This window comes from Mycobacterium lehmannii, from assembly GCF_002245535.1.
Lineage (GTDB): Bacteria > Actinomycetota > Actinomycetes > Mycobacteriales > Mycobacteriaceae > Mycobacterium > Mycobacterium lehmannii.
In genome coordinates this window covers 84553-97539 of the sequence record NZ_NKCN01000017.1, presented here as the reverse complement: position 1 = coordinate 97539, position 12987 = coordinate 84553, and the positions used below count along the sequence as shown (strand labels likewise).

Below are 12987 nucleotides of genomic sequence, written 5' to 3'. Positions count from 1 at the left end.
CGCCGTCACTGGCCACGGTTAAGTGGTAAAGAATTTTCAAAGTCACACCTTAGAAAGACCATTGAGCTGGTACTTCAGCAGTCGGCTGATTCGTCGGGTTCGCGAAGGTCCTTGGGAAATCGATGAGGCGCCCGCTTACAGCCCACAACCGCGTGGCCACAAAGCGCGGAGAGTCTTGAAAACGATGTAAATATAGTAGGAGTTCGCTAGGTAACGATGCCGGCGCCAATTGCTAACTGCCATATGCCGAGGCCCGCGAATAGTGCCAGCAGCACGTGCTCCCGATGAACCTCCGACCAGTTATGCAGAGGTCGCAGCAAGGCCGCTGTCCTCGCCGGCGAGACTACGTAGCTCAAGAGAGCGATCTCCAGTACCGCAAGCGTCATGACAACGAACACGATCGAGGCAAGAATCTGGGCGCCCAGGGTCGCCGCAGAGCCCACGATCACCGTACCGATGAGCGCGACCAGAGGCGGCGGTGGGAAGTACCCCAAGCCAACTACTAGTGCAACCCACAAAGCGCCGTTCTCCCATGCATCGCGCCCCCGCGCTAGAAGCCGACGGAATGCAGACTCGACCTTATCGACCAAGTTCCTGACGCAACTGGGGGATCGCGTGCTAACAGGTGTCCTGCCCGACTCCCGGGAAACCCCCGGTTCGCTTTCTCCAGAGTCCTTCGATGAGGATGGCGCGGTCCGACGTCTCCAGAGGTGCCACGCTATCGCGGCAGCGACCAATAGGGCGAGGCTACCCACTACGAGTTGAAGGGGCTTTACCGTCACACTGGAGTCAGAACCTGCGAGTTCCTCGGCGGTAGACGCAAACCCCGGCACTAGATGTAGAAGCAGGAGGAATCCCAGGTAGGTGGGGATGTTCGCGATCAGACAACCAAGCCAGAATGCCAGCAAATTGGGGACCGGCCTGGGCCTCGACAAGACGAGCAGAATGACTGAAAGCAGCACAGGATTCAGTGACACTGCAAGTCCGACACCGACCAACTCGCCCCACATGCGCGTATACGCTACAACTTTGCTGTTTCGATGTAACAATCACTGGGAGCTCCCGATTCCGTTGCTGCCGTTGGCTTGAACGCTTCCCTTGAAACCGTTGAAGCACCCGCGATTTAGCTACGTTGGTCGCCCCTCGCGCGAGACAACAGGGCATAAGAAGGCAGCGGGCCCAGTCCAATCGACTTGAGCCAGCGCCGGGTGGCGTCGGGTTGCTCGCTATACTTCGAGTGACCGCGCTTCGATATCGCGTATCGGTCACTTCACATTTTCGTCCAGCGGTACGGGGAGGCGTCGGTCCTTGGCAAAGTCTGTGTTGATTACCGGTGGGGCTGGATTTGTTGGATCCGCACTATCGCGCCGGCTGGTCGAAGCTGGTTACGAAGTTGCAATGATGGACATCTTGCTCGCGCAAGTGCACGCCGGACGACAAGCCCTCGACCTTCCGCAAGCGGTGCGCTTCTTCACTGGCGATGTCACTCACGCGCCCGACTGGGACGCTGTTCTTCGTCTATTTCGTCCTTCTCAGGTTGTGCACCTAGCGGCTGAAACCGGAACTGGGCAGTCGCTGACGCACGCCACACGTCATGGCTCTGTCAATGTAGTCGGCACGACCCAGCTGCTCGATGCGCTGACTCGAGCAGACGTGGTTCCTGAGCACTTGGTGGTTGCGTCATCGCGGGCTGTCTACGGCGAAGGTGCTTGGCAGGCGGGCAACCACATCTTTTACCCCGGTCCGCGCAGCCACGCCCAGCTCGCAACTGGGCGTTGGGACCCCCCTTCGCCCACGGGCGAGCCCCCGGTGCCTCTGCCGCACCGCGCAGGCCACACCGAGCCACGCCCCACCAATATCTACGGTGCGACCAAGCTCGCTCAAGAGCACCTCTTGACTGCCTGGGCTGCGGCACGCGACACCAGTGTCAGCATTCTGCGTTTGCAAAACGCCTATGGGCCAGGCCAATCGTTGACTAATCCCTACACAGGGGTGGTGCCGTTCTTCGCGCGATTGTCACGCGAACAACAGCCGTCAGAGGTGTACGAGGACGGCCAAATAGTTCGCGATCTCGTCTACATCGATGACGTCATCGACGCGCTGTTCCTCGCGGTGGAGGAGCCGCCCTCCGAACCGCGCTGTCTTGACATCGGGTCTGGTACCCCGACCACGATCCATCAGCTCGCTCAAAAAATTGCTGCCAACTTCGGAGCGCCACCTCCAGTTGTCGTAGGGAAGTTTCGTGACGGTGATATCCGAGCGGCGAGTTGTGATATCACACCAACCACGGAGGCACTCAATTGGCGGCCGCGGTGGACGCTGGACAATGGTCTACATGCGCTACTCGAATGGATCGGCCAACAGACAAGGTAACCGGATTCGGGGGCGTATCTCCCGCTGGACGCACAATCGTGCCGCCAGAAGCGCGCGACGTGTCGCCGAGGGCGATCCCTGGCTACGATCCGGAGCCGGGCGGGTTAGCTCTAAAAATCGATTGCATGGTGCATCTATTAGCCCGCCCGAATCAGATCCCAACTGTGGTGCGCCTAGGCGTCGCGCCGGCGGCAGGAAGCCTGCCTGCCGCTTATACCCGGTGAGCTCACTCCGTAGGCGCATTCAGTAAGCCCGGGTCCGGACCGTCTTCTATCCAGCCATGAGATGATGCCGGATGACGCATTCGCTCGGCCTGCGCGAGGCAGTTCATGTGATAGTTGATATCCAGGAGCACTCAAAGCCGATGCGTAGAGTGGTCTGACATGAGCGTGCCGCCCGGCCGCATACAGATATTGCGCTAGGAGAGCCTTGAGGTGAAAGCCACCCCCGCAGGATTCGCCGTCGTTCCCGAAGCGAGACTGGCTCGCTCGCAGTCATATGCACTGTTGTCCGGTTCGTGTCGAAGCCCAAGCCTTATCGTCGAAAAACTCTTGGCCAAGCCGGTGGGCTCCGGGCGATCATTGCTGCCGGGCAACTGGATAGCCCTGGCCTGAAGTGACGGATACCTGCGACGAGTGCCGGTTGTGCCACTCTGCCGGCCCTCATTCGGTTATCTCGGTTCGGGAAATGTACTTCGGAACCAAAGAGCGATTTGATTATTTCAGCTGTGCCGGATGCGAAACGCTGCAAGCCGTTCGATCACTGACGAGTCAGGAGCTTGGACGCCATTATCCGTCAGATTATTATTCATATAAAATCTCGGATAGACCGTCGCTTCTTAAGTGGTTCAAAGCCCAGCATGACCGCTATATGCTCCATGTCGGTGGAAAACTCGTGGGAGCTATTGTGGAGATGGTTCCGAAAAATTTGCGTACTGTCTTAGGAGCCCATGATAGCGGTGGAGACGTCGTTGCCATGCTCGGTGAGCTATCACTGCGCTCAGATGCACGAATCGTCGATGTTGGTTGCGGTAGTGGCGGACTACTTGATCGGTTATCCCGTAGCGGATTCACTAGGTTACTCGGCGTCGATCCATTCCTTCCGTCAGATGGGGAGACGCCCGAAGGCGTTCGGTTGGTCAAGGGATACTTGGATGATTTAGCCGGCCCATTCGACCTGATCATGTTCAATCATTCGTTAGAACACGTCCCGGACCCGGTCGCAACGCTGGGCGCAGTACGCGAGAGGCTGGCCGCCGATGGAGTCTGCCTGGTTCGGCTGCCGACCACTTCATCAGATGCATGGAACCACTTCCGCAGCGACTGGATTAACCTGGACGCGCCTCGCCATATAGTCATACCTTCGCGACAAGGGATGGCGATCGCAGCGGAATCTGTCGGCTTGCGAGTGGAAAAGTCGATAGATGATTCGACGTTCCTGCAGTTCCTCGGCAGTGAAGCCTACCGGCACGACATACCGTTAGCTGATCCAAACTTCTCGAGGAAAACGATCCGCCTCTTCGGCCCGAAGCGAATTTGGAAGTGGCAAAAACTAGCCGCGAGCCTGAACGAAGAGGGGCGCGGCGACTGGAGCGGGTTTTTCTTGCGAGCTATACGAGACGGCCAACACGCAGAGCAGTCGGCGGCGGGTTGATAACGAACACGGTGTCGCCCCGCTCTAGTTGACCTAAATCAGGCGCTAGGCTATTTAAGTCCTTCGAAAGTAGCGAAGCGCTCCGCGAGATCAGCGGCATGGCGAGCATTGTCAGCTGGATCTGACATTCGGGTCGCGATCTGTCGCGCGCGCCCAACGTAATCTGGACGGAGTATCCGTCGTAAATCATCAACGAGCGTTTCGCGAGTGGTTCTTGAAAAGCGGCGCGTGGTTCCGATTTTGAGTCGCTTGACCTGGCCACCCCAGAGTGCTTGATTCGCGTCCATCGACAAGATAAGCGTAGGAACCCCCGCGCGCATGCTTAAGGCGGTGGTTCCAGAGCCACCGTGATGAACGACCGCGCGGCACAAGGGAAAGATTGCACCGTAATTGACAGCGCCGACCACTTTTACGTAATCGAATTGCGGGGCGTCGCTGAAATCGGTCCAACCGGCGCACAATAAGGCACGCTCCCCTAACTCGGCGCAGGCGGCGCTAATCATCTCAACAGTTTCGGCTGGCGATTCCACCGGCATACTGCCAAAACCAAAACAAATCGGCGGTGTTCCGGACGCAATCCACGACGTGACCTCGTCGTCAACTTCGGTGCCTAGCTCCATCGTCAAAATACCAACGAAAGGACGCTCTTTCTCCCACCTAGCCCATTCAGCAGCTAGTCCGGGAAAGCAGGCCTCGTCGTAGGCCTGCATCTCCAACGTTCCGCGTGCGGCGATCCGTTGCGCGGCAGGAGCCGTTGCCCTAGGTAGATCGAGCTCACGACGCTGCGTGTCCTCAACCTTCTTGTTAAGTCGCCAAGCCAACCAGTCGAACGCTGCGATAGCCGTGCGACCGACAGCCGGCGGGAAGATCGAAACTAGTTGGCCGTTTGGCCGCATTGGGATGTGGTGCAGCGTGACCAGCGGTATATCGAGGTACTCGGCAACGTTTGCAGCGGCCTCTTGGTAGCTCTGTCCGGCCAATATCACGTCTGCATCTTCAGCGAGCGAGGTAAGGGTGCGGTTCATTTGTGCCCAGCACTCGTCGCTCAGGGCCCACATCTCCCGCCATAACTCCCTCAGCTCCCGGACCTTCCAGAACGTGTGGAGGGCACATTCCCAGAAATTGCGATATATGCCGAGCCACGTTTGTGTGTCGAGTCCATATGCGACAGTCTCAAGCCCTGCGGACTCAGTGAACGCAACTAAATCGGGAGGAACGGCCATGTGTACATCGTGTCCCCTCCCTTGCAGCTCACGCGCAATCACGAGCGACGGTTCAATATCGCCTCGTGTCCCGTAGCTAGCAATGGCGAATTTCATAACGAATGACACCCCGGAAAGTCTGCGTTGCGGTCGCCGTGCACGCCACGAACGCTCGGCAATCGGCAGTATCCCCACAGAAGTTGAGCGGCGCTTCGCGCGCGTCGACTCACCGCTCGCCGTTGAACACCCAGGTAAGCACCCGCGCAGAGAGCTCGGCCCCCTTCGTGCGCCGATAGCATCTCCCGAAGCTTGAAGCTGGCGGTGGTTACGGTTACCGACTCGGCCGACCGCTGCATGACCCGCCTTCCCTTCTGAGGCACGAAGACGCCGCGCCAACGACGCGGCTTGCGCTGCAACCTTACGCAAGCCGCATAGCTGCAGGACTTGCGGGTCTGCGTGACGGGCTCGATCGCAGTGAACTGACGGCTAAGGCGGAATCAGACTCCCTCACGACGCATGCCGCGGTGTGCGCTCAGCGAAACCGGAGGTCCTCCATGCGAGGACCCATCCGATGAGGAATCGACCGCTTGGCGATGGGAGTGCTTGGACCCGCGAAAGAGTAAAAGCGTGAACATAACCGCAGTTCAGGGACACCTTCAGACCTGAGTTGGCTCTATCCGGTCGGCGTCTTGAACCCGAAAGGCTGCAGGGCTCGACGGACTGACGATACGATGGCGCCGATAGATGCGTGGGGGGTATCGATATCGCTGAAGTCTCGTCTTACTCGGCGGAGTGGTGCTTTACTACCGCACCGCTGTTGATTGACATTCCCGGAAAACCACCTCGAAATGCCAGTCACAAGATCAAGTGAGGAATGCACGATGAAAATTGTGCTAGCAAGCCATGGAACTCGTGGCGATATAGAGCCTGCGGTTGTCATCGGTCGGGAACTGATGCACAGAGGCCATGACGTGCAGATGGCGGTCCCGCCCAATCTAGTTGACTTCGCGAAATCAGTTGGCCTGACAGCAGTAGCCTACGGGCCGGAACCGCATGCCTTTTGGGACACCGAAACGCTTCGCAACTTCTGGTCGGACTTTTTCAAGAGCCTATGGAAGATTGGAGAGCCGATCAGACTGGTGCGCGAATTGTGGGAGCCGATTTTTCGCTACTGGGGGGAGATGAGCGACACGCTCACGTCCCTATCTCGAGACGCCGACCTTCTCTTTACAGGTCAGGTGTTTCAGGAGTTGGCAGTCAATGTGGCGGAGTTCTGCGACATCCCGTTGACCACACTCCACTATTTTCCCATGCGTCCCAACGGGGAATTCCTCCCGATTCCCGCGCCGTTGGCCAGTGCCGCCATGCGCGCGGACGACTGGTTCTGCTGGCGGATGAACAAGAGGGCCGAGGATGTGCAGCGACGCCAATTTGGGCTACCGCGAGCTAAAAGCACGGCAGCGCAACGAATCACAGAGCGCGGGGTGCTTGAGCTCCAGGCCTACGACAAAATCTGCTTCCCCGGGTTGGAGGCCGAGTGGGCCGAAGTCAGCAACGTACGGCCGTTCATCGGTGGGCTGTCGATGGAGATGCCAACAGAAGCGGACGATGAAGTTACCTCATGGATCGCGGCAGGAACGCCTCCGATCTGCTTTGCTTTCGGCAGTATGGACGTCCCGTCGCCGGCCGACACACTCGAAATGATCAGCTCGGCATGTGCGCAGCTGGGAGAACGAGCGCTGATCTGCTCTGGTTGGAGTAACTTCAGTGAAGTGGCGCACCCTGACCACGTCAAAGTAGTCGGGCTGGTGAACTACTCTGCGATATTTCCGATCTGCCGTGCGGTCGTTCACCATGGTGGATCGGGAACCACGCATGCATGCCTTCGGGCAGGTGTTCCGGCGCTTATTCTTTGGACCGCCGGCGACCAACCATTCTGGGGCGCAAATCTCAAGAGACTGAAGGTCGGCACCGGCCGTCGCTTCTTGTCCACCACCCGCGATTCGTTGGTAGAGGATCTAAGCCAGATCTTGTCCCCTCAGTGCATGACTCATGCGCGCGAACTAGCTACGCGAATGACAAAGCCTGCCGAAAGCGTCAGCAGGGCAGCGGATCTGATGGAGGCTTATGCTCAGTCGAGGCCCTCAATGTGGACAACACCCTGACGATCTCGCGCTCGGCTAGAGCGAATGTGCTGTGAGAACATGAAACCCGAGACCCAGGTGCTCGACCATTCATCGGTGGGAGCACTTTCGACTCAGACGGCCATCACACTAGATGGACGTCGGGCACATAGACGATCCACCGCCCGCCGCGCTCCTGGAAGACGTGCTCCTTCGCCTTGATTTCGTCGGCGTGGTTCCAGGCGAACAGCAACGCGTAGTCGGGGTATGGGTCCGAAAAGACCTCCGGCGCGCAAACCGGGATATTCGATCCTGGCGTGACACGGCCTTGCTTCTCTGGTGTCGAATCGCATACCAGCGGAAGTAGTTCCGGACCGATCCCGCAGTAATTCAAAACGGTCGCGCTCCTCGACGTAGCCCCGTATCCGACAACCCGCCGACCCTCCGCGCGTATCCTTTCGAGGAGCGAGACAAGGTCCTTCTTGATGCGATCAATGTCCGCCGAGAATCGCACATACGTGGCTTCTTCAGTAAGCCCCTCCGCCTTCTCCTGCGCTAGGAAGTTTCCAACGGCCGTGCTCGGTGCTCGCGTACCCGCACGAGCGACCGTGTAGCGGATGGATCCTCCGTGCAGCGGGAGATGCTCCGCATCGACCAGTTCGAAGCCAAAACGAGCAGCCATCGCCTGGACCGACGTGACTGAAAACAAGTAGATGTGCTCGTCGTAAATCTGGTCGAAGTAATTGTTACGGAGAATGTCGGCGAGCGAACGATCTTCGAAAACAAAGAGACCATCAGGCGCGAGCAATGAGTCCACCCCGTGGAAAATCGAATCCAAATACGAGATATGACTGAATGTATTGGCCGAGAAGATCAGGTTCGCATGGCCATTTTCTGCGTATACCTCTTCAGCGGTCGATGCGTTGAAGAAATCGGTGCGAATATTGATTCCCCGCGATCGAGCCACGTCCGCTGCGCTAGCGGCTGGGTCAACTCCGAGGTGCCGCATCCCGGCTTCACTGAGGGTCTTCAGCATGACGCCATCGTTGCTGCCAATTTCGACTACGAACTTGTCGTCGTCGCCGGGACATGTCTGAATTATGTGCCGGGCGACCTCCTCGAAATGCCTCCGTATCATCTTGGAGCCAGAGGCACGGTACGGATAATCCGCGCGATACATTTGGCTTGGCGGGACTTCTTCGAGCTGCTGCACCATTGTGCATGACTTGCAGAGTCCGACGGCGAGTCTAAAAGAGGGCACTTGGTCGGCGTCTTCGGCCTTCACAAACGCGTTCGATACGGGCTGACGACCGAGATCGACCACCTCATGAAGTGCCCCGCCGCAAAGACGACAGCTATGGTCGGACAAGTTGCCCCCTATTCTGGCATGAATTCGCCTTCGGCGATGCTATCCCCTGGCTGAAGAGCTTAGACGCGATTCGGGCGAGGCATGACGGCGACCCCAGGATGGGTAGAGGTCGCTAACCGCCCCGACACTAGCAAGGATCCCGCTATCGGCGCACAACCGATCCGGCGGCCGGGGTCTGCGGGCGGATGCACCTACCATGAATTCGATGCGACGACCTCCCGTGCGCACGATACGAGTTGAGGCGGTTACATTGCACATCTGATTGGAGTTCGCGCCGAACTCCCACCCATCATTTTTCGATGACGAGGGGAACGACCGACTCCCATCCGCACATACGTTCCAGGTGCTTAGTCCCCTGCTTGTCGCCGACGATCACTAGAGTCGCAACGTTCGTTCCCGATGTCTAAGCCCATGAACCTAGTACGAGTGTCAACCAATCTACTGGTGCCTCATTCTGCTGGAGCGTCGGGTTCGTGAACATCAGACGAAACTCGCCGCGGTCGGCGCACATCCGTCGTGAGTGCGCGCATAGCGCGTGTTGAATTCATACTCGTCTTTGTCGGGGGAGCGTCCGTTACTCGATTTTATGCCGACGGACCGCATCCTCGAACAGATCAGCGGCTTGAGCGACGCTTTTCGAGGGATCCGTCATGCGAGCCGCGAGCTCTGCGGCGCGGCGGATGCATTCGGGATCAAGCACCCGATTGAGATCGGAAACCAAAGTGTTCCGGGTGGTTGCGGAAAAATGCCGGGAAACACCTACCTTCAACTCTTGCACTTGGGCGGCCCAGTATCTCTGTTGACCTGAGTTCCAGAGGACCAGGGACGGTAATCCGGCGCGTAGGACCGCCGCCGTCGTACCCGAACCACCATGATGCACAGCGCCACGGCAGGCCGGAAAAACTGTTCCAAAGTTGACGGTGTCGGCCACCTTCACATTCTCGAAGCGTGGAGCGTCGCTGAAGTCAGTCCCGAAGGAGCAAATCAATGCCCGCTCACCTAGGTCTGCACATGCTGAGCTGATCAGTTCGACGATCTCGGCGGGTGATTCAACCGGGATGCTGCCGGGGGCAAAGAACACGGGCGGTGTCCCTGCTGCAATCCATGAAGCAATCTCGTCGTCGGCGTCCGTCGGCAATGCCAGCGTTAGCGTGCCAACGAACGGTCGCTGCCTGCGCCACTTGGCCCATTCTGCAGCAAGGCCTGGGAAGCAGGCTTCGTCATATCCTTGGATCTCCAGCGATCCGCGTTCGAGGAATCTCTGCGGCGCTGGACGTTTGGCTTCGGGTAGGTTCAGCAGCCGCCGCTGGTGGTTTTCAACCTTCTTCGTCGATCGCCAAAAAAGCCACTCAGTGAGTTTTCCGACGTTGCGGACTAGCACCGACGGCAAGTTCGGTAGGAGTTTGCCGTTCGGACGCATCGGGAAGTCGTGCAGGGTCACGAACGGGATGTCGTAGTGCTCGGCGACATTTGCGACCGGCTGCTCGAAATTTATGCCGGAGGATAGAAGATCAACCCCCTCGGCCACGGAGACGAGGGTCGTGCTCACCTCCTCCCAGTACCGGATGATGGGTTTCCATAGGTCGCGCAGGAGTCGGGCTGGATTTCGGGCGAACCCCGTCCAGAAGTTGCGCAGGAACTCGTCGTCCAAGAAGTCCTTCATCGGCGGTCCGTATGGGACGGCTTCAATGCCTGCCCCTTCAACGAAAGCGATGAGCTCGCGCGGTACAGCCATCCGAACTTCGTGACCCCTGGCTAATAATTCGCGGGCGACAGCCGCAGACGGCTCGACATCGCCGCGAGTTCCATAACATGCCAAGGCGAATTTCATCACCTATCCTCGTCTTCCGATGTCGTGTAAGGGGCTCGAGCGGACCAGCCAGGGACGGGCGGAGGTCGTCGATTTCTCCAACACACTCCGGCGAGCTTAGTCCCCGTCCAGTGACCCATCGACGCGGTGTAAGGCCGCGGATCGCCCGCACGCTGGCCGTCGTCGCATGTGTCGCTGCGCGCGCCCAGGTGGCTGCGCCCCTTACAGGGTGTGATCGTGCAGGCAGTGCCCGCCGCGAGTCCGCCCCGTGCGTCCCATTCAGCCAAAATGCCGTCGTCTGCGCCGGACGTGGCCACGACGCATCGTCGGCATCGCAAAGTGAAACCCGTGCAATCAACACTGCTCATGACCTGTAACAGTTTGGACGGGCAGGCAGATAATGGATATGAAGTGCGTAAGTCTCGTCTGAAAGTTTGAGACGGGTAAGTTGCTGGGTAGTACCGCCGCCATGGGGATAGAGGCCCCAGAGTCGGCTAGCAATAGGAGGGGACATTCAATGGCACACAGCTTCTTAATCAAGCTCGCAGTCGGAGCGGGCGGCGCCCTGGCGCTGGCACTCAGCGCGGGCGCGGGATCGGCTACCGCTGATCCTGATTACGGCCCTATGATCAACACGACCTGCACCTACGAGCAGGCGATAGCCTCTGTGCACGCTGAAAATCCGATGGCCGCGGAGTACCTGGACGCGTCTCCGCCGAACCTTCAATTCCTTCAGATGTACATGGCAGCGTCACCGGACGAACGTGTTGACCTCCTGAACAGGATTAAGAACAACCCGGGTATCGATCAGGCGCTGCCGGTCTTTCAACAGATGATGACGAACTGCGTCAATTACTGACCTGACGGCTCGCGGCAGGCTGCTGTCGACGCCTGTAGCAGCCGTGCGCATGCCTCGCCAGGAGATGAGACGGTAAAGACCTCCGAGATTGCTCGCTGCATCACTACGCGCGAGCGTCCACCTCGGAGGTCTTTACGTGTCTGAAGTGTTTGAAAGGCTGTCTAGACAGCCCCCGGCGAGATGTGTCCCACCGATCAGGTTTACGGACAAGTTCGTCAGTATTTGTGGCAGCTGGCGAACATCTGCTGGATGACCGGAAAGGCCTCGGCTGCACCGGGATTATTCTCGACCTGGCGGATGAGATTAGCGCGTCCTTCCGGCGAAGCGGCAAGAAACATGCGTAGGAACTCGAGGTTCGGCGGCGATGAGTCTAAGTACTGCGCCGCGATCGGATTCTCAGCGTGTACAGCTGCAAGGGCCTGATCGTAGGTGCAGGTCGTGTTGATGAGCGGCCCATAGTCGGGTTGCGCAGATGCGGTTCCGCCCCCGGCGACCAATGAAGAAAGCGAAACAGCGAGAAACAAACCTAGCAAGGTCGACTTCGCTTTGATCACGTGAAGATCCTCTCCTTCGCCCTCACCCCGACGGACATCATTTTTCAGCCTGAACCGTCTGGTGGATTTCCGCAAGCGCCAATCAACGGTGTTCTCATGGCGCACTCCGTCGACGTCCCACCATTGGGGTGCCTCCAGAGAACGAAAACGTTCCCCATATCTAGATCCTCAGCATGCGAACTCGGGTCCGCCTCATTGGGGTCTATCTCTTGAGAGCCGCCGCACGAAGGCTGACGTCCACGCTCCGTTACACGACGCCGAGACCTTTGCTAAGTTGCCAGAGGCCAACCAGAGTGAAAAAGACCGTGAGGATCTGTCGATTGTGAGCACTTGCCCACTCATGTAATGGTCGGAGGACAGCTTGTGTTTGCGTCGGTACAACGACGTAGCTGATCAGTACAATTTCCAGGACCGCCAGAAAGCCGACGATGAATGCAATCGCGGCGATTACCTGCTCGCCGATGCCCGCTCCCGAAGCGACGATCGTGGTATCAATGAGCAACACAAGCGTCGCCGATGGCAGATACAGCATGCCGAAGACGAACGCCACCCACAGCGACCCGTTCTCCCAAATTTTGCCGAGCCGGTCCAATGCCCGTCGGATGGCGGCGAACGCATTGGACGCCTTCTCTGTCCAGCGGCCGCGGGGTCTCGACTTTTCGGCCCGGGTATCAGACTCCGCCACCGAATTTGCGTTGCCATTACTCACGCGTGCACTTGCGCGCTCACGCAGGCGGGGGCGAACCGCCATTATCGCGGCAACCGAGAGAAGCACGACACCCATGCCCAGAGGAATCGGCTGGAACGTGCCGCTCGATGCTTCTGGGGCGGCCAAGTTGTCCGCGAATGAGGCGAACCCGGGCGTCACATGTAGCAGCGTCAATGGGACTAGAAACAACGGGATGTTAACGGTCATAGCGCCCGCCCAGTAGAAGAACAAATTCTGGACGGGACGTGGCCGCGAAATGATGAGAAGGATGAACCCGAGGAGAACCGGATTCAGCGATATCAGAAGCGCCAGACCGAGAAGAGAACCCCACATAC

10 protein-coding genes and 1 pseudogene are annotated in these 12987 nt (G+C 58.6%); 4 read left to right on the top strand and 7 right to left on the bottom strand.

Annotated features, from left to right (window positions below):
- Positions 1-206 precede the first annotated feature (206 nt).
- Together CEX87_RS18600 and CEX87_RS27990 are read right to left on the bottom strand one after the other, a co-directional pair.
- The gene (locus CEX87_RS18600; protein ID WP_094288559.1) at positions 207-1010 is read right to left on the bottom strand and encodes a GAP family protein; all 804 of its coding nucleotides are present in this window, start codon (positions 1008-1010) and stop codon (positions 207-209) included.
- Between the two features lie 22 nt (positions 1011-1032).
- Positions 1033-1269 (bottom strand): annotated as a pseudogene (locus tag CEX87_RS27990) (TniB family NTP-binding protein); the annotation flags it as partial.
- 51 nt (positions 1270-1320) lie between these two features.
- Between CEX87_RS27990 and CEX87_RS18595 the strand changes: the two are divergent.
- Complete coding sequence (locus CEX87_RS18595) at positions 1321-2373, top strand: NAD-dependent epimerase/dehydratase family protein (protein WP_094288557.1); 1053 nt, start codon at positions 1321-1323, stop codon at positions 2371-2373.
- Between the two features lie 687 nt (positions 2374-3060).
- Complete coding sequence (locus tag CEX87_RS18590; RefSeq protein WP_094288556.1) at positions 3061-4026, top strand: class I SAM-dependent methyltransferase; 966 nt, start codon at positions 3061-3063, stop codon at positions 4024-4026.
- Between the two features lie 50 nt (positions 4027-4076).
- Here CEX87_RS18590 and CEX87_RS18585 read toward each other — a convergent pair whose 3' ends face one another.
- Positions 4077-5345: a glycosyltransferase gene (locus CEX87_RS18585; protein ID WP_094288554.1), complete on the bottom strand. Its 1269-nt coding sequence runs from the start codon at positions 5343-5345 to the stop codon at positions 4077-4079.
- Positions 5346-6109: 764 nt separating this feature from the next.
- On the opposite strand from CEX87_RS18585, the gene CEX87_RS18580 reads away from it, so the two are divergent.
- The gene (locus CEX87_RS18580) at positions 6110-7393 is read left to right on the top strand and encodes a glycosyltransferase (protein WP_094288552.1); all 1284 of its coding nucleotides are present in this window, start codon (positions 6110-6112) and stop codon (positions 7391-7393) included.
- Between the two features lie 103 nt (positions 7394-7496).
- On the opposite strand, the gene CEX87_RS18575 is transcribed toward CEX87_RS18580, so the two are convergent.
- Positions 7497-8720 carry a class I SAM-dependent methyltransferase gene (locus tag CEX87_RS18575; RefSeq protein ID WP_094288550.1) on the bottom strand — a complete coding sequence of 408 codons (1224 nt, stop codon included), beginning with the start codon at positions 8718-8720 and terminating at the stop codon, positions 7497-7499.
- Between the two features lie 574 nt (positions 8721-9294).
- On the bottom strand, positions 9295-10551 hold the full coding sequence (locus tag CEX87_RS18570) for a glycosyltransferase (RefSeq protein ID WP_094288548.1): 1257 nt from the start codon (positions 10549-10551) through the stop codon (positions 9295-9297).
- A 496-nt stretch (positions 10552-11047) separates the two neighbouring features.
- Between CEX87_RS18570 and CEX87_RS18565 the strand changes: the two genes are divergently transcribed.
- On the top strand, positions 11048-11389 hold the full coding sequence (locus CEX87_RS18565) for a hemophore-related protein (RefSeq protein ID WP_094288546.1): 342 nt from the start codon (positions 11048-11050) through the stop codon (positions 11387-11389).
- Between the two features lie 215 nt (positions 11390-11604).
- Here the strand turns inward: CEX87_RS18565 and CEX87_RS18560 are convergent, their stop codons facing one another.
- Positions 11605-11943 carry a hemophore-related protein gene (locus CEX87_RS18560; RefSeq protein WP_198957252.1) on the bottom strand — a complete coding sequence of 113 codons (339 nt, stop codon included), beginning with the start codon at positions 11941-11943 and terminating at the stop codon, positions 11605-11607.
- Between the two features lie 247 nt (positions 11944-12190).
- The gene (locus tag CEX87_RS18555; protein ID WP_094288544.1) at positions 12191-12985 is read right to left on the bottom strand and encodes a GAP family protein; all 795 of its coding nucleotides are present in this window, start codon (positions 12983-12985) and stop codon (positions 12191-12193) included.
- Between the last annotated feature and the right edge of the window lie 2 nt (positions 12986-12987).

What these genes read in the sequence shown, in the direction of transcription:
- CEX87_RS18600 (WP_094288559.1), bottom strand. Translation starts at nt 1,010, where the DNA reads ATGTGGGGCGAGTTGGTCGGTGTCGGACTTGCAGTGTCACTGAATCCT.
- CEX87_RS18590 (WP_094288556.1), top strand. Translation starts at nt 3,061, where the DNA reads ATGTACTTCGGAACCAAAGAGCGATTTGATTATTTCAGCTGTGCCGGA.
- CEX87_RS18585 (WP_094288554.1), bottom strand. Translation starts at nt 5,345, where the DNA reads ATGAAATTCGCCATTGCTAGCTACGGGACACGAGGCGATATTGAACCG.
- CEX87_RS18580 (WP_094288552.1), top strand. Translation starts at nt 6,110, where the DNA reads ATGAAAATTGTGCTAGCAAGCCATGGAACTCGTGGCGATATAGAGCCT.
- CEX87_RS18570 (WP_094288548.1), bottom strand. Translation starts at nt 10,551, where the DNA reads ATGAAATTCGCCTTGGCATGTTATGGAACTCGCGGCGATGTCGAGCCG.
- CEX87_RS18565 (WP_094288546.1), top strand. Translation starts at nt 11,048, where the DNA reads ATGGCACACAGCTTCTTAATCAAGCTCGCAGTCGGAGCGGGCGGCGCC.
- CEX87_RS18555 (WP_094288544.1), bottom strand. Translation starts at nt 12,985, where the DNA reads ATGTGGGGTTCTCTTCTCGGTCTGGCGCTTCTGATATCGCTGAATCCG.